Annotated in this window: 11 protein-coding genes; 9 read left to right on the top strand and 2 right to left on the bottom strand. The window is 69.7% G+C overall.

The features are described 5' to 3' along the window. The first annotated feature begins 234 nt into the window (after nucleotides 1–234). The 9 genes from ZRA01_RS07340 to ZRA01_RS07300 all read left to right on the top strand — a co-directional run bounded on the left by ZRA01_RS07340 (nucleotide 235) and on the right by ZRA01_RS07300 (nucleotide 14,301). On the top strand, nucleotides 235–3,048 hold the full coding sequence (locus ZRA01_RS07340) for a bifunctional glycoside hydrolase/polysaccharide deacetylase family protein (protein WP_218028674.1): 2,814 nt from the start codon (nucleotides 235–237) through the stop codon (nucleotides 3,046–3,048). Further along, nucleotides 3,008–6,739 carry a tetratricopeptide repeat protein gene (locus ZRA01_RS07335; protein WP_141350806.1) on the top strand — a complete coding sequence of 1,244 codons (3,732 nt, stop codon included), beginning with the start codon at nucleotides 3,008–3,010 and terminating at the stop codon, nucleotides 6,737–6,739. The genes ZRA01_RS07340 and ZRA01_RS07335 overlap by 41 nt, the downstream gene beginning before the upstream one ends. Before the next feature lie 19 nt (nucleotides 6,740–6,758). Then, on the top strand, nucleotides 6,759–7,298 hold the full coding sequence (locus tag ZRA01_RS07330; protein ID WP_141350805.1) for a penicillin-binding protein activator LpoB: 540 nt from the start codon (nucleotides 6,759–6,761) through the stop codon (nucleotides 7,296–7,298). A gap of 9 nt (nucleotides 7,299–7,307) precedes the next feature. Further along, entirely contained in the window at nucleotides 7,308–8,666 is a 1,359-nt protein-coding gene (locus ZRA01_RS07325; RefSeq protein ID WP_141350803.1) for a PelD GGDEF domain-containing protein, read from the top strand. Continuing rightward, on the top strand, nucleotides 8,626–9,654 hold the full coding sequence (locus ZRA01_RS07320) for a hypothetical protein (RefSeq protein WP_141350801.1): 1,029 nt from the start codon (nucleotides 8,626–8,628) through the stop codon (nucleotides 9,652–9,654). The genes ZRA01_RS07325 and ZRA01_RS07320 overlap by 41 nt, the downstream gene beginning before the upstream one ends. Further along, nucleotides 9,651–11,198: a GT4 family glycosyltransferase PelF gene (pelF, locus tag ZRA01_RS07315; RefSeq protein ID WP_141350799.1), complete on the top strand. Its 1,548-nt coding sequence runs from the start codon at nucleotides 9,651–9,653 to the stop codon at nucleotides 11,196–11,198. The genes ZRA01_RS07320 and pelF overlap by 4 nt, the downstream gene beginning before the upstream one ends. Next, on the top strand, nucleotides 11,198–12,568 hold the full coding sequence (gene pelG, locus ZRA01_RS07310) for an exopolysaccharide Pel transporter PelG (RefSeq protein WP_141350797.1): 1,371 nt from the start codon (nucleotides 11,198–11,200) through the stop codon (nucleotides 12,566–12,568). The genes pelF and pelG overlap by 1 nt, the downstream gene beginning before the upstream one ends. A 402-nt stretch (nucleotides 12,569–12,970) precedes the next feature. Beyond that, nucleotides 12,971–13,783 (top strand): N-acetylmuramidase family protein, encoded by an 813-nt coding sequence (locus ZRA01_RS07305; RefSeq protein ID WP_218028673.1) that lies wholly within the window; start codon nucleotides 12,971–12,973, stop codon nucleotides 13,781–13,783. Beyond that, nucleotides 13,780–14,301 (top strand): hypothetical protein, encoded by a 522-nt coding sequence (locus ZRA01_RS07300; protein ID WP_141350796.1) that lies wholly within the window; start codon nucleotides 13,780–13,782, stop codon nucleotides 14,299–14,301. Before ZRA01_RS07305 ends, ZRA01_RS07300 begins: the two co-directional genes overlap by 4 nt. Nucleotides 14,302–14,673: 372 nt before the next feature. On the opposite strand, the gene ZRA01_RS07295 is transcribed toward ZRA01_RS07300, so the two are convergent. Then, nucleotides 14,674–15,300: a PEP-CTERM sorting domain-containing protein gene (locus ZRA01_RS07295; RefSeq protein ID WP_170182916.1), complete on the bottom strand. Its 627-nt coding sequence runs from the start codon at nucleotides 15,298–15,300 to the stop codon at nucleotides 14,674–14,676. Between the two features lie 989 nt (nucleotides 15,301–16,289). Beyond that, complete coding sequence (locus ZRA01_RS07290; protein ID WP_141350792.1) at nucleotides 16,290–16,757, bottom strand: hypothetical protein; 468 nt, start codon at nucleotides 16,755–16,757, stop codon at nucleotides 16,290–16,292. Between the last annotated feature and the right edge of the window lie 176 nt (nucleotides 16,758–16,933).

Here is a 16,933-nt window from a genome sequence, read left to right as displayed (position 1 = left end):
GCCCTCGCCTGGCTCGCCGGCCGGCGGCCCCGCCGCAGGGCCTGACCCGCGCGCACGCGGATGGCGGCGGATGCCCTCCAACGCCCCCTGCGCCGCGCCCGCAGCGCCGCCATCGGCGCCGGCCCTGTGCCGTCTCCGCCAGCCCCGGCGCTCGTTTGCGCCCCATCCGGCCCTAAAGTTTTCCGGCACCCGAACGATAATTCGCCATCATCAATCTATGTGCGAGAGGCTCGTGTGCCTGTTCCGGTGCCGGATCTCCTCCGGCGGCTGACCACCCTTTTGCTGTTCGCCCTGGCCTGGACGCTGCCGGCGGTGCCTGCCCTCGCGGCCGAGCCGTCGGTGGCCTTCGTGTATGCCAAGGACGCCCCCCTTGCCGAACTCCACGCCTTCGACATCGCGGTGGTCGACCCCGACCACGGCTTCGACCCGCGCAGCTACCGCGGCCCCGACGGCCAGCCCGACACCGCCGGCAGCGAACTCTTCGCCTACGTCAGCATCGGCGAGATCCACGCCTCCCGGAGCTGGGCCGCCCGGGTGCCCGCCAGCTGGCGCATCGCAACCAACGCAGCCTGGGCCTCGGAAGTCATCGACCAGGCCGCCCCCGGCTGGGCCGAGTTCGTCGCCGACACCATCGTCGCCCCGCTGTGGGAGAAGGGCTACCGCGGCCTCTTCCTCGACACCCTCGACTCCTACCGCCTCGCCAGCGGCGCCGACATGGCCGCCCAGCAGGCCGGCATCGTGCGCACCCTGCGTCACCTGCGGGCACGCTTTCCGGGCATCCGCCTGATCCTCAACCGGGGCTTCGAGTTCCTGCCCCAGCTGCGGGGCGAGGTGTATGCCGTGGCCGCCGAGTCCCTCTACCGGGGCTGGAACGCCGGCACCGGCCGCTACCAGGAAGTCTCCGAAGCCGACCGCGCCTGGCTGAGCGGCCAGCTCAAGCGGGCGCGGGACGAGTTCGGCCTGCCCGCCATCGCCATCGACTACGTCCCGCCCCAGCAGCGCCAGCTGGCCCGCGAGACCGCCCGCCGCATCAAGGCCGACGGTTTCATCCCGTGGGTCGCCGACGGCGCCCTGGCCACCCTTGGCGTCGGCAGCGTCGAGGTCATCCCGCGGCGGGTGATGGTCCTCCACGACGGCCGCGAAGCGCCCCAGCTCAACTACGCCAACGCCCACCGCTTCCTCGAAATGCCCCTCAACCACCTGGGCTATGTGGTGGATTACGTCGACGTGAACAGCCCGCTCCCCGCCACCGTGGACGGCCGCTACGCCGCCATCGTCACCTGGTTCGGCGGCGAGCTGCAGCCGGCCACCCGGCTGCGGCTCGCCCCCTGGCTCGCCACACGCATCGACGAGGGCCTGCGGATCGGCATGTTCGGCGACCTCGGCCACCTGCGCACCCCCGGGCTCGCCGAAACCACCGGACTGAAGGTGCAGCCGGCGGCGCGGGGCAGCGTGCAGATCATCCACCGCAGCCCGGCGGTGGGTTTCGAGCTCGAAGCGATCCCCGGCCCGCCGGTCACCCCCCTTGCCGGCGAAGGCGAAGGCTTCAGCCCCTGGCTCAGCCTCAAGGACAGCGCCGGCCAGCGCTTCGACCCGGTGCTCATCACCCCCTGGGGCGGTCTTCTGCCCAGCCGCTACGCGGTGGTCGAGATGCCCGGCGGCATTGAGCAATCCCGCTGGGTCACCGACCCCTTCGCCTTCCTGCAGGCAGCCCTGGCGCTGCCGCCGCTGCCGGCCCCCGACACCACCACCGAAACCGGCCGGCGCCTGTTCTTCGCCCACATCGACGGCGACGGTTTTCCGTCCCGCGCCGAGCTGCCCGGCCTGCCGCTGGGCGCCGAGGTGCTGCTCACCGAGGTGCTCACCCGCTACACGCTGCCCCACGCCATGTCGGTGATCGAGGCCGAGGTCGCCCCCCACGGCCTCTACCCCCGCGAAGCCCCCGCCATGGAGGCGGCGGCGCGGCGCATCTTTGCGCTCCCCAACGTCGAGATCGCCACCCACACCTACACCCACCCCTTCTTCTGGGCCGAGGTCGACAAGGGCCGCCCCAGCACCGCCGCCCAAGGCTACACCCTGGCCCCGCCGGGCTACACCCCCAACCTCGAGCGCGAGATCATCGGCTCCACCGAGTACATCCGCCAGCGCCTGGCCCCGGCCGGCAAGCCGGTGCGCCTGCTGCTGTGGTCGGGCAACGCCGCCCCCACCCTGCGGGCGCTAGCGATCGCCGAAGGCGCCGGCCTGCTCACCATGAACGGCGGCAACACCATCGCCTCCCGCACCTACCCCAGCCTCACCGCGGTGGGGCCGCTGGGCATCCGCCTGGGCGAGCACTTCCAGGCCTACGCGCCGATCATGAACGAGAACGTGTTCACCAACCTGTGGACCGGGCCCTTCTACGGCTTCGAGAGGGTCATCGAAACCTTTCGCTTCACCGGCTCGCCGCGCCGGATCAAGCCCATCGACATCTACTACCACACCTACTCGGCCACCAAGCGGGCCTCGCTCAACGCCCTCCACAAGGTGTACTCGTGGGCGCTGGCCCAGCCGATCCACCCGGTGTTTCCGTCCGAGTTCGTCGAAAAAGCCAACAACTTCAACACCCTGGTGCTAGCCCGCCCGATCGACCGCGACGCCATCCTGGTGCGTAACGCCACCCACCTGCGCACCCTGCGCGTGCCGCCCCAGCTCGGCCTGCCCAACCTCACCACCGGCAACGGCGTGGCCGGCTGGCTGAAGGGCGAAGAGGGCTACTACCTGCACCTGGCCGGCAGCACCGCCGAACTCCGGCTCACCCCCACGCCCCCGGCGCTGCCCATGCTCGCCTCGGCCAACGCCCGGCTGGCCGGCTGGGCGCGCAGCGGCGGCGCCATACGCTTCCGCCTGGCCGGGCACGCGCCCCTCGAATTCGACCTCGCCAACGTGGCCGGCTGCACCCTCAGCATGGCCGGCAGCCCCCTGGCACCCACCGGCAGCGACAAGCGCCTCACCCACTACCGAACCTCCCATGCGGCAGCGGACTTCGATCTTCGATGCCCTCGGCAATAGCGCGCGCCCGCGCGTTCTTGCCCCCCGCGGCCTGACCCTGTTCACGGTCGTGGTGGCGGTCGTCTTCGTCCTGATGGTGCCCAACCCGACCCTCGAGCGCCGCGCCATCGAATCCCGGCGCGGTGACCTGCTCACCGTCGCCTATCTCGCCAACCTGCTGCGCACCGACCCGGACGACCCGGCCCTGCGCTTCGCCCTGGCCCGCCAGCAGCTCGCCCGCAACGAGACCGACGCCGCCCGCGCCACCCTGCGCCCCCTCCTCGACAGCCCCGACCCGCAGCTGCGGGCCGACTCCCACTGGCGCGACTGGCTCAGCTACCGCGAGGCCTGGTCGCGCCTCCCTGACGGCTCCCCGCTCCGCCCGGCCCTCCACAAGGCCATGCTGCGGCGCCTCCATGAGCTCGCCGCCGAAACCTGGCCCGAGGACATGCAGGTGCGCATCGCCGCCGACGCCTTCACCCTCGGCGAGCGCGCCCTCGGCAGCCAGACCATCAAGGCCCTGGCCCGGCGCCCGGGCACCCGCTTCGACGCCGGCTGGTATGCCGAATCCGCCCGCACCCTGCTCGAAGCCGGCGACTACCGCGGCGCCGCCGAGCTCTACCTGGTGGCCCGCAAGCGCGCCACCAGTCTCCAGGCCCGGCGCAGCCACTACCTCGCAGCGCTGCACACCCTGCAGGCCGGCAACCTCCTCGACGAGGCCGTCACCACCGCCGAGCGCGAACTCGACGACCTCGCCGACGACACCGAGACCCTCTACGCGGTGGTCGTGCTGGCCCGCGCCTGCGGCCGCCCCGACGTCGCCGACCGCCTCGCCCGCCGCATGATCCGCCTCTCGCTGCGCGACCAGCTACAGCGCTGGCAGCTCGCCCAGGCCGGCCTCGACGTCAGCCTCCGCCCCACCGCCGCAACCGCCCCCGCCGGCGCCCCGGGCCTGGCCTTCGACGAGCGCATCTACAGCCTCGCCTACGACGCCTTCCTCGGCAACCGCAACCTCGCCGACGCCTACCGGGTGGCCGAGTCTGCCGTGCGCCAGCGCCCCGACGACCTGGCCTGGCGCGAACGCCTCGCCAAGGTCGCCGAATGGCACGGCCAGCCCCGCGTGGCCCTCGACCAATGGCTCGTGCTGGCCCGCCGCGACGGCCGCCGCGATGCCTGGGAAGCCGTGCTGCGCCTCGCCCCCGGCCTCACCGACGACGAGGCCCTGGTCGCCGCCCTCGAATGGGACGCCCGCCGCCAAACCCCCGACCCAACCCGCCTCGCTGCCGTCGTCGCCACCTACGAGCGCCTCGGCCGCGTCCAGGAGGCCCTCGCCTTCCTGCAGGCCCGCGCCGGCGACAAGGCCCCCGCCGAAGTGCTCGAAGCCCTCGAACAGCTCGCCGAACGGGCTGGCGAGATCGACCTCGCCATCGCCACCCTCGGCCGCCTCGAAGCCCGCCTCGGCCCCGACCCGCGCCGGGCCGAACGGGTCGTCGCCCTCCTGATGCGCGAAGGCCGCGGCCGCGAGGCCTTCGCCGCCCTCGAACGGGCAAAACCCCACACCGCCCCTGGCGACAAGGCCTTCTGGCGGCTCCACGCCGACCTCGCCGCCTTCATCGAAGACAAGCCCGCCGCGCAAGATAGCTACCGCCGGGTGGCCGACTTCGACGACGTCACCGAAACCGAATTCACCCGCTATCTCGAGCTCGTCCGCGAGGCCGACCCCGCCGCCGCCGGCCCGGTGGCCGAGCGCGCCTGGCAACGCTTCGGCCAGACCGCCCAGCTCAAGCGCGTGCTCGACCTCTACGCCGAGGCCGGCCGCGAGGCCGACATCGCCCGCGTGCTGGGCCAGCTCACCCCCGCCCAGCGCCGCGACGCCGAGCAGGACGCCCGCTTCCTCGCCCAGCGCGGCCGCCACCACCAGCTCGCCGGCCGCCGCGCCGCCGCCCGCGCCGACTACCAGCAGGCCCTCGCCCTCCAGCCCCGCGCCGAAGGCGTGCGCGAAGCCCTGCTGTGGATGCTCATCGACGGCAACGACGCCCCCACCCTGCGCAACCTGCTGGCCCGCCACGAAGACGCCTGGGCCGAAGACGAAGCCCTCCACGACGCCCTGGCCGCCGCCTGGCAGGCCCTCTCGCGGCCCCAGCGCGCCCTCGACCGCTACTACACGCCGCGCCTGCGCGAGCACCGCGGCGATTTCTTATGGATGCTCGGCTACGCCGACGCCCTCGAGCAAAACGGCGACACCGACCGCGCCTGGCGCCTGCGCGAAGCCCTGCTCCAGCAAGCCCGCCGCGAGCGCCCGGCCGACGCCGAGCCCACCGCCGCACAGCTCGACCAGGCTCGCCGCGCGGCCCGCCTGCGCCTCGCCCGCAGCCAGAACCCGGGCGACCCGTCCCACGCGGTGCTGCGCGAGATCCTCCGCCTCGACCGCCCGGCCGACGCCCCCTTCAGCCCGGCAGCCCGCGAGCTGGTGCTGGCGTGGTTCATCGACCAGGGCCAGATCGAGGGCGTGCGCGGCTTCCTGTGGCACCAGTACGGCAAGAGCCTGGCGCGCCCCCTGTGGGCCGAAACCACAGCCGCCCTCGGCAGCGCCGACCCCCGCGAAGCCGGCCGCCTGCTCGAACAATGGGACGAGCGCCTGCCCCGCTACGACCGCGTCAACCTGGCCCGCCTGGCCGGCACCCCGGCCATCGCCGCCACCGCCGCCTTCGAGGCAATGGACCTCCAGCGCGACGACGAGACCAGCCACCTGCAGCTCACCGAGATCATGCTCGAGCAGGCCGACCGGGCCGACCTCGACCTCGCCCAGCGCCAGCTCGGCAGCATCGACGAGAGCTTCACCGGCGCCCGCCTCGACATCGGCCTCGCCCCCCGGCTGCGCCTCGCCGTCGAGCTCGGCCGCGTGTCGCGCCAGATCATCGATCGCAACTACTTCAGCGCCCTGCCCGGCCTCGAAGCCCTCGCCATGGCCCGCCTCGACTGGCAGCACGACGACGGCACCACCCGCCTCGCCATCGGCCGGCGCGACAGCTACGCCAGCTACACGCCGGTCCTCGTCGAGCGCGAACAGCGCATCAACCGCCAGCTCAGCGTCACCGCCACCCTCGGCATCGACCAGCCCGCCACCGAGAACGCCGCCCTGCGCGTCGCCGGCCTGCGCCAGCAAGCGGGCCTCGGCCTCACGCTGCGGCTAAGCGGGCGCGACCAGCTCAACCTGCGCTTCGACGACTACCGCTACAGCGCCCAGAACGGCCTGCCCATCGGCCGCGCCCGCCAGACCCAGCTCGAATACGCCCACGCCTTCCGCAGCGAGCTGTCGGACCTCATCGGCAGCGCCTTCGCCAGCAGCTATGCTTTCGAGGGCGGCGTCGACACCACCGACCCGCGCGCCGTCGAGATCAAGCAGCGCCTGTTCGCCACCACGCCGGTGGACGCCGCGGCGCTGGCTCCGTCCAGCTTCAAGCTGTATGGCCTGCGCCTCAGCACCAACACACGCCACATAACCGACTACACCCGGGCGCTGCGGCCCTTCGGGTCGGTGGGCCTGCTCCACAACAGCGTGGTCGGCGCCGGCTACGACTACAGCCTGGGCCTGGCCGGCAGCGTGCTGGGCAACGACCACTTCTCCGCCCTGCTGCGCGAAGACAAAGGCGGCACCGGCACCTATGCCAAGACCCGCCAGTTCGCGCTGCATTACCGCTACCTCTTCTGACCCCCACGAGGCCGACACCATGACCCGCCTGCCCGCCAAGCCCCTCATCAAGCTCATCGCCCCCGCCCTCGCCGTGCTGCTGTCGGCCTGCGCGGTGGTCGACCGCGCCCCCGCCCCCAAGCTCGAGGCTGGCGCCCGCTGGGTGGTGCTGCCCTTCGCCAACGCCACCGAGACGCCCTTCGCCGGCCAGCGCGCCGAAGCCATCAGCGAAGGCCTGCTGCGCACCCTCGGCGTGGCCGACGTGCAGCGCTACCCGGCCCAGCTCGCCAGCGACAACCTCTTCGAGACCGGCGCCCCGAAAGACGCCGACAAGGCCCTCGAATGGGCCCGCGGCCAGAACGCCCGCTACGCCGTCACCGGCACCGTGGACGAGTGGCGCTACAAGGTGGGCGTGGATGGCGAGCCGGCGGTGGGCGTGGCCCTGTCGGTGGTGGATGTCTCCACGGGCCGCACCGTGTGGAGCGGCGTCGGCGCCAAGAGCGGCTGGAGCCGCGACGCGCTGTCGGCGGTGGCCCAGAGGCTCCTCAAGTCGCTGCTGGAGCCGGCCGTCCGCCCGTAAAGTGACACCATGAAAATCCTGCCCTACCTCACCCCCGCCGGCGCCCCCGCCGCGGCCGCCATCGCCGAGGTGCTGGCGGTGCCGCTGCTGGTGCTGGCGCTGTGCGTGTGGGTCAACCCGGCCGACCCCTTCTTCACCCACGGCCCCTTCCCGTGGGTCGTCCTCGGCCCGGTGGTGGTGGCCCTGCGCTACGGCGCGCTGGCGGGCATCCTGGCGGCGCTGGTGGTGCTGGCCGGCTGGTTCGGGCTGGCCCGGCAGGGCCTGATCGGCCCTACGATGCCGCAAGATGAGTTCCTCGGCGCGCTGGTGCTGGTGATGATCTGCGGCGAGTTCGGCTCGCTGTGGAGCAACCGGGTGCGCCGCGCCGAGACCATGCAGCGCTACATCGCCCAGCGCCTCGACCACCTCACCCACCAGCACTACCTGCTGCGCCTCTCCCACGACCGCCTCGAGCAGGACCTCATCTCGCGCCCCGTGTCGATGCGCGACGCGCTGCTCAACCTGCGCCGCATCACCAGCCACGGCATGGTGGCCGACGCGGCCGCGCTGCCGGCCGCCGGCGAGCTCTTGCGGCTGTTGTCCCAGTACTGCCAGATCGAATGCGCGGCGGTCTATCGCATGGAGGGCAGCAACATCCGCCGCGCCGCCGACCACACCCTCGGCACGCCCTTCGAGCTCAACACCACCGACCCGCTGATCACCTTCGCCCTTGAGCGCCAGGAGCTCTCCCACGTGGCCCTCGACGAGCTCGAGCAGCGCGGCCGCTCGCGCTACCTGGTGGTGGTGCCGCTGAAAGACGCCGTCGGCACCCTGCAGGCCCTGCTGGTGGTCGAGCGCATGCCCTTCTTCGCGCTCCACGAAGAAACCCTGCAGATGCTCAACCTGCTGCTCGGCTACTACGCCGACAGCCTCAACGCGGCGCGCATTGCCGAGCCCATCCTGCGCGCGGTGCCGGCCTGCCCGCCGGCCTTCGCCTTCGAGCTGATGCGGGTGTGGCACATCCGCCAGACCTCGGGGGTGCGCAGCGCCCTGGTCGCCCTCGAGTTCCGCAGCCAGCCCGGCTTCGACGACCTGGCCCTGCAGATCGAGCGCCTGCAACGCGCCCTCGATTCGGTGTGGGCCTGCGAGTCGGCCCACGGCCGGGTGCTGCTCACCCTGATGCCGCTGGCCGGCGAGAGCGCCGCCCAGGGCTACGCCAACCGCGTCGAAGGGTGGATCTCCCAGAACCGCGGCGCCACCCTCGAAGAGGCCGGCGTCACCACCCGGGTGGTGCTGCTCGATCAGCTGCCGCCCGCCCAGCTCCTCCAGACCCTGCTCCAGCAATGTCATGTTCCAGCCGAAACTCGGACTGAGCGCCCTCGCGCTTGAGACCGGCGCCTGGGTCCAGCTCGCCACCGGCGAGACCAGCGACGCCGCGCTGCTGCTCTACCTCACCAGCCACGGCGGGGCCAGCGCGCTGCTGGCGCTCCTCGTCTGGTCGCTGCTGCCGCGGCGCCTCGCCACCCCGCGGCTGGCGGTGCTGGGGCTGATCTGGAGCGTCAGCTTCTTCATCCCGATCTTCGGCTTCTGCGGAGTGATCCTGGCCATCTTCGCGCTGCCGCTGCTGCCGCGGCGACGCGGCACGCTGGATTTTCGGGCCGTGCCGCTGCCCGCCCTCGACCCCCACGAGAAGCAGGACGTCACCAGCTTCCGCCAGGCCGGCGTGCGCCAGTTCCTCAAGAACGACCGCGCCCCGGTGGCCCAGCGCCTGCGTGCGGTGGTGGCGCTGGGCAACGCCCCCAGCGCGGTGTCCAACCCCATGCTGCGGGAGCTCCTCAACGACGCCACCGAAGACCTGCGCCTGCTCGCCTACGGCATGCTCGACACCCGCGAGAAAAAGATCAACGCCGCCATCCACGCCGAGCGCGGCCAGTACGCCGCCGCCGAAAATGCCGCCGAGCGCCTGCTCGCCGCCCGGCGCCTGGCCGGCCTGTACTGGGAGCTGATCTACCAGGGCCTGGTGCAGGGCGACCTGATGGAGCACGCCGCCCACGAGGGCTTCAAGTACATGAGCGAAGTGATGGCCGCCGAGCCCACCAACGCCGGCGTGGCCCTGCAGTTCGGCCGCCTGCTGCACCACATGGGCCGTTACGACGAGGCCGAGGCCGCCTACCGGGGCGCCCGCGTGCTGGGCCTGCCGGCGCCGCGGGTCGAACCCTACCGGGCCGAGCTGGCCTTTTTGCGCCGCGACTTCGACGAAGTGCGCGAGATCATCGAACACCTCGACAACTGGCAGGGCCTGTCGCGCCTGCAGCCGGTGGTTCACCTGTGGAGCCGCAAGGCCCGCGACAGCAGACAAGCGAGCACCACCCCATGAGCACCGACGACTTCCCCAAGGCCACCAGCGCCGACGTGGCCCTGCTGCTGGAAGGCACCTTCCCCTACGTCTCGGGGGGCGTGTCGAGCTGGGTGAACCAGATCATCCGGGCCTTCCCCAACATCCGTTTCGCCATCGTGTTTCTGGGCAGCCGGCGCTCCGACTACGGCGCCCCCAAGTACGCCATCCCGGCCAACGTGGTGCACGTCGAAACCCACTTCCTGCACGACGACATCGTCAAGGTCGAGCCCCACGCCAAACCCACCCCGCGCAAGGGCGACACCCAGGCCTACGCCGACGTGGCCAAGCTCCACGACGGCTTCAAGGGCAACCCGGGCGGGCTCGAGGCCTTCGCCCGCATCGCCCGCGAGCTGCAGCCCGGCGGCCGGCTGACGGTGGACGACTTCCTGCACTCGGAGGCATCGTGGGAGATGATCGCCGAACGCTACCGCCACTACTGCACCGACCCGAGCTTCGTGGATTACTTCTGGACGGTGCGCATCATGCACCAGCCCCTGTGGCTGCTCGGCAAGGTGGCCCACCAGCTGATCCCGGTGAAGGCGGTGCACAGCATCTCGACGGGCTACGCCGGCTTCCTGGGCGCGCTGATCGCCCGCTCCCGGGGCATCCCGCTGGTGCTCTCCGAGCACGGCATCTACACCAAGGAGCGCAAGATCGATCTCTACCAGAACGAGTGGATCCGCGACAACCGCAACGTCTTCCAGAAAGACCCGGCAGACCTCTCGTATTTCCGGCAGATGTGGATCCGCTTTTTCGAATGGCTGGGCCGCCTCACCTACGACGCCGCCGACCCGATCATTGCCCTCTACGAAGCCAACCGCCAGCGCCAGGTGGCCGACGGCGCGCTGGCCGAACGCACCTTCTGCATCCCCAACGGCATCTCACTGGCGCGCCTGTCGCCCCTGCGCGAGCTGCAGCCCGCCAGCCCGCCGCCGGTGCTGTGCCTGATCGGCCGGGTGGTGCCGATCAAGGACATCAAGACCTTCATCCGCGCCATGCGCCGGGTGGTGAACCTGATGCCCGAGGCCGAAGGCTGGATCGCCGGCCCCGAGGATGAAGACCCCGGCTACGCCGAGGAATGCCGCAACCTCACCGAGAGCCTCGGCCTCACCGACAAGGTTAAATTCTTGGGCTTCCAGCGCATCGACGAGATCTTGCCCAAGGTGGGCGCGCTGATCCTGTCGTCGATCTCCGAAGCCCTGCCGCTGGTGGTGCTCGAGGGCTACGCTGCGGGCGTGCCTTCCATCTCCACCGACGTGGGCTCGTGCCGCCAGCTCATCTACGGCTTCGGGCCCGACGACGAGGCCCTCGGCGCCGCCGGCCGCGTGGTGGGCATCGCCGACCCGGCAGCGCTGGCCGACGCCGCCGTCGAGCTGCTCGGCAACGTTGATGCCTGGCGCGCCGCCCGCGCCGCCGGCATCGCCCGGGTCGAACGCTACTACTCCGACGCGATGATGTTCGGAGCCTACCAGCAGGTGTACGACAAGGCCCTCGGCCTGCCCGCCGGCGGAGGGCCCGCATAATGGCCGGCATCGGCTTCGAGCTGCGCAAGCTGCTGCGCAAGGACAGCCTCCTCGGCCTCGTCCAGGCCTACGCCTACGCCGGGGTGATCGGCTCCGGGCCGTGGGTGCTGTCCATCGTCGGCATGCTGCTGATCGGCTTCTTGTCGGCGGCGGTGGTGGTGCCGCCCATCCTCATCACCCAGTTCCAGGTGTCGGTGACCTGGCTCATCGCCAGCTCGCTGATCGTCACCGGCGTGGTGCAGCTGGCCTTCACCCGCTACATCTCCGACCGGCTCTTCGAGAAGCGCGACGACATCGTGCTGAGTAGCCTCAACGGCCTCCTGCTGGCGGTCATCAGCGTGTGCGGCGCCCTCGGCGTGGTGCTCGCCTTCGTGGCCTTCCCCGGCTACGACCTGGCCTACCGGGTGCTCATGCTGGCGGCCTTCGTGCTGCTGTGCGGCATCTGGATCGTCACCATCCTGCTGTCGGGCCTCAAGCGCTACAAGCAGATCCTCATGATGTACGCCCTCGGCTACGGCCTCACCGTGGCCGCCGCGCTGCTGGCCCGGCCGTGGGGCCTCAACGGGCTGATGTTCGGCTTCGTGGTGGGGCACCTCGTGCTCTTCGTGGGCATGTGGGTGATCGTCGCCGCCGGCTACCCGAGCGAGGAGGCCATCAGCTTCGGCTTCTTCGACAAGAAAACCCGCTACCCCAGCCTGATGATCATCGGCGTGCTCTATAACCTGGGCGTGTGGATGGACAAGTTCGTCTTCTGGCTCTACCCGCCGACATCAGAGAGCATCATCGGCCCGCTGCGCGCCTCGGTCATCTACGACCTGCCGGTGTTCATGGCCTACCTGTGCATCCTGCCCGGCATGGCGGTGTTTTTAGTGCGCATCGAGACCGACTTCGTCGAGTACTACGACGCCTTCTTCGAGGCCGTGCGCACCGGCGGCTCGCTGGAATACATCGAGGACATGCGCGACGAGATGGTGTACTCCGTGCGCCAGGGCCTCGCCGAGATCGCCAAGATCCAGGCCCTCGCCCTCATCGTCGCGGTCGTCCTCGGCCCTGCCGCGCTCGAGGCGCTCGGCATCTCCAGCCTCTACCTGCCGCTGTTCTACATCCAAACCCTGGGCGCCAGCCTGCAGGTGGGCTTCCTGGCGCTGCTCAACATCTTCTTCTACCTCGATCGCCGCCGCCTCATCCTCGGCCTCACCGCGCTGTTCTGCGTCGCCAACCTCGGCTTCACCCTGCTCACCCTCAAGCTCGGCGCCATCTACTACGGCTACGGCTACGCCGCCGCGGTGCTGCTGGCGCTGGTGTGCGGGCTGTACTTTCTGGACCGGCGGCTCGGCAGGCTGGAGTACGAGACCTTCATGCTGCAATGAGGGGCGGAGTGGGGGAACGTCGGGTTACGCTGCGCTAACCCGACCTACCTGAGCGGGATCACAGATCTGCGTGGTCCCGTCACATGATGTCGGGTTACGCTGCGCCAACCCGACCTACCTGAATGGGCTCACCGCGGCCCCGTAGGTCGGGTTAGCCCGCAGGGCGTAACCCGACATCATGTGATCGAACACGGCAACGGCGCTTCCACGAACCCCGCACAGCGGTGGGTCGGGTTACGCTGCGCTAACCCGACGTCTCCCCAAGGCCGCAGCAGGTGGAGATACCGGCCGCGGCGGCCTTGCTTTTGTGGCCTTTCGGATGGAGCATCGAAGCGGAGCCGGGGCGGGCGCGATGCCGGCAACGGGCAGCGGGGGTTTCACGGCGCGGAGGTGAAGAGAGAGATGACCAGTTACCGAATTCCCAACTATCTCCGGGCCTCCTGGCTGATCTTTCCCCTCGACGACGGCACCTCGCCGCGGGTGCTGATGCCCATGCCCGGCGGCGTCGACGCCAATGTCGTGCCCTACGCTGCCTGCTGGTGGCAGGCTGTACCAGCGCACATCGATCTGGAGTTTCTGTTCAAGGAGTGCCGCAACCCCGCCCGCGGTTTGAGCGACGACGATTACGCCGCGGCGGCTGAGGAGCTGGGGGTGGATGTGCCGGCGATCCAGGCCGTGGCCGAGGTGGAAACCAGCGGCGAGGCCTTCGACGAATCCGGCCGCCCGCGCATCCTGTTCGAACGCCACTATTTTCACCGCCGCACGGACGGCCGCCACGCGGCGACGCACCCGCGGATCTCCAACGCGCGGGCCGGGGGCTACGGCAAGTTCTCGGCGCAATACGCAAAGCTGGAGGAAGCCTACCGGCTGGCCCCGGAGGCCGCCTTGCGGGCGGCCTCGTGGGGGCGCTTTCAGATCATGGGCGACAACTTCAAGGCCGCCGGGTTTGCCTCGGTCGAGGCCTTCGTGCTCGCCATGGCGCGCTCGGAAGCCGAGCACCTGATGGCCTTCACCCGCTTCGTCAAGAACAACAAGCGCATGCTGGCGGCCCTTCGCAAGCATGACTGGGCGGCGTTTGCAGCCGCCTACAACGGGCCGGGCTATCGCAAGAACAGCTACGACACCAAGCTCGAGGCCGCCCACCGGCGCTTCTTGAGCGAGGCTGAAAAGGCCGCCAAGCCTGCCCAGCCCGGCAGCGGGAAGGGCTTGCCATGAACCGCCTCCCGCAAGCAGCCCCGCGGTGCGCCCTGCTTGCGGCACTGATCGGGCTGGCGCTGGCGGGCCCGGCAGCCGCCGGCGGGGCAAGCCGCCAGGAAGGCCTGTGCACCACAGCCGAAACCGCCTGGTTCTCATGCCGCAGCGCCAGCGGCGCCTGGATCGCCCTCTGCGAGGGGGCGGAGCATGGCCTGCAATACCGCTTCGGCCGCCCCGGCCAGATCGCGCTGGCCTACCCCGCCGCGGGCCGGCCCGACTTCCGCTACGCCCATTACTTCCGGGCCGGGGTCGACCGGACCGAGGTGAGCTTTCGCAACGACGACGCCGATTACGCCGTCTTCGACTACACCGAGGGCAGGCAGCGCAGCGCCGGGGTGCGCGTGCTCACGGCCAGCGGCCAGGAGAAAACATTCGCCTGCCGGGGCCCGGTGCACAGCCGCCTGGGCGCCCTCGAGGCGGTGCTGCCCTGCGACCCCGACAGCGCCCTGAACTTGGGCAGCTGCCCGGCGGGGCGCTGAGCGTCAAGTGCCCGGGGCCGGCCAGCTCGCCAGCCCCAACCCGGCAAAACAGGCGCGGACTCGCCATTCCACCTCCACGGGCGAACAAGTTCGCCCGCGCAAGCGGACGGGCCAGGCCGCCCTGGCCTTGAACCTAGAAACGGCAGTTGGACGCGCTTGCTGGTGCGTCTGGGCGGGAGTCTGACGCGAAGCGACAACGCGGCAGGCTCATGCCTGCAAGGCGGAGCGACAAAGTCAGCCGCCCGTGCAGGCGTGCCAGCGGGCGTGTAGTGTTCTCACCCTCCAGGTGAGTGCTGGCGAAGGCACGATAGCCGGCGCTCATGCGGCTCTTTGGATCTCTGGAAGCGGTCAACTGCCGTTTCTAGGTTGAACTCACACCCGGGCGCCCCGGGAGCGCTGACGACGCGTTCTCAGCAAGGCGAAGGCTCCGATTGCCAGGGCAGACAGCGTGCCGGGCTCGGGCACGGAGGTTGCGGGGAGACTCGCGTGGGGGGTCCAGACCGCCCACACTGACGCCGTGGTGCCTGCTGTTGTTCCGGTGATGTCGAGGTTCACCGTCTCGGTTCGATCCGGGAAGTTCTGGCCAGTGGCTTCATTCGTAAACTTCGACACCGTGACAATACCGGCTGACTGCGGCTTGGCGAACGGAGTGTAGATCGCACAGTGCTCCAGATTTTCACAACCCAGCGTCGCGCGGGGCGCAGAGTCGAACAAGCCGGCGAGGCCATCCACAAAGACTTGATTTTCAAGCGCCAGGCTTGCAGCCTCGCCTTCCGTCTTTGACTTGAACTGAAAATCGGCCGCCTGATCGCAACCCGAGAACAAGCCGGCGCAGGTGCCGTCCTTGAAGGCTACGTCATACAGCGCCCCACCCACCTCGACACCCGAGGCGCCGGTCAACCTGCCGTCGGAGGACACTTCCAGGATGGGGGCCGCGTAGGCGCCGGAAACGGCAAGAAACGCCGTCGCAAGAATTGTATTTTTGAGGAGCTTGATCAAAACATATCCTTTAACAATGTGACACAAGGGTAAGAAGCTACTGCCGACCCGCCAAAAACCTCGGTTTTTCCACCGCGGCGGATAATCCCCCAACAACCGCCGGATGTAAACGGAATGTCGCGTCGCCCATGCACCGGCGATCGGGCTGCGGGGCAGGCTGGAGTACGAGACCTTCATGTTGCAGTGAGGGGCGGAGTGGGGGAACGTCGGGTTACGCTGCGCTAACCCGACCTACCTGAGCGGGATCACAGATCTGCGTGGTCCCGTCACATGATGTCGGGTTACGCTGCGCCAACCCGACCTACCTGAATGGGCTCACCGCGGCCCCGTAGGTCGGGTTAGCCCGCAGGGCGTAACCCGACATCATGTGAAACAGCCTCGATCCACCGAAGCCTTGGCGCTCGCCCCCACCGGCCCCTCGAAGCCGCAAGAAATATCGCCAGGGGATCTTTTATTAACCCGGCCCTTTGATTCACTTACCACCGTTCGGTCTGAACGTGCAGTCGGTATTCACAGATGATTTTCTGTGGGGGCGACTTCAGTCGCCCATCCGCGCGTTGAATCACAGACAAGCCGTTGATCCGCCTCCGCGGGCGACTGAAGTCGCCCCCACAAAAGGGCGGTTATTGACCCGGCTCTGGCGCTGCCTTTCGACACGCCGGGAGTGAACGGGGAGTAGATGTTTAAGGGCCGGGTTAATAATCCCCCGCCGGCCCTTAAAAATACCGACCCACGTCCCATCTCAGGCCTGGGCCGGATCTTTTTATCCGGATGCAGCATAAAAAGATCCGGCCCAGGCCTGAAGAGATCCCGCAGCGGCGCAAAAAATAAGCTCGGAGGGATCTTTTAATACCGTTCAGGCAAAAAGCCGGACCTGCAGGGGGATTTATTAATCCCTCCGCGGCAACAAGTGGAAGCCCACCGGGATCTTCAAGGACCAAAAAGCAAAAAAGGGCGGGGTGAGCCGCCCTTTGCGTGAGGCCGCCGGCTTAGCCGGCCGCCGCGTCGCCCTTGCGGCGGCGGCCCGGGCGGCGGACGCGCATGGCCTGCTGCAGTTCGCTCAGCCCTTCGGCCTTGCCGAAGAGCTTCATGAGCGCATAGCCCTCGGACGCGGCCACCATGATGTCGCTGCCGATGGCGGTCTGGGTGTCGTCCATCTTGGCCAGCACCTCCCGGATGCGCAGCACGCGGCCCTGGAGGGCGGCATAGGCGGCAAGGTCGTCCTCCATCTCGGTGTAGTCGAAGCCTGCCGGCAGGGCGTCCTTGTTCTGGGAGAGCACCAGCGCGGTCTGCTGGCAGAAGGCCACCGATTTGTCGCCCATCTTGACGAGGCTGTTCTTGTCGTCGGCGCTGAGGGTGATGAAAGGCTTGGTGAGGGCTTCGAGGGTGGCGATGGCCTGGTCCATGGCGGCGATCTGGTCGGCGCTGAGATCGAGGGATACAAGGTTTTGCGGCATGCGTTGCTCCTGGAGGCAAGTGGATGGGGGATACGGTTCCGCTGGGGTTTTATCCAGCACCGGAACAGGAGCGAATGCTACCCATGTAAATTCATTACGTATACAGAAGAATGCGCATGGCAAGCCGGCGCAAGCGGAGGGCGTGGCGGGGGCGTGGCGGGGGCGTGGCGGGGGGA

This window comes from Zoogloea ramigera (assembly GCF_006539865.1).
Classification (GTDB): Bacteria; Pseudomonadota; Gammaproteobacteria; order Burkholderiales; family Rhodocyclaceae; genus Zoogloea; species Zoogloea ramigera.
This window is presented reverse-complemented; position numbering and strand designations above follow the sequence as displayed.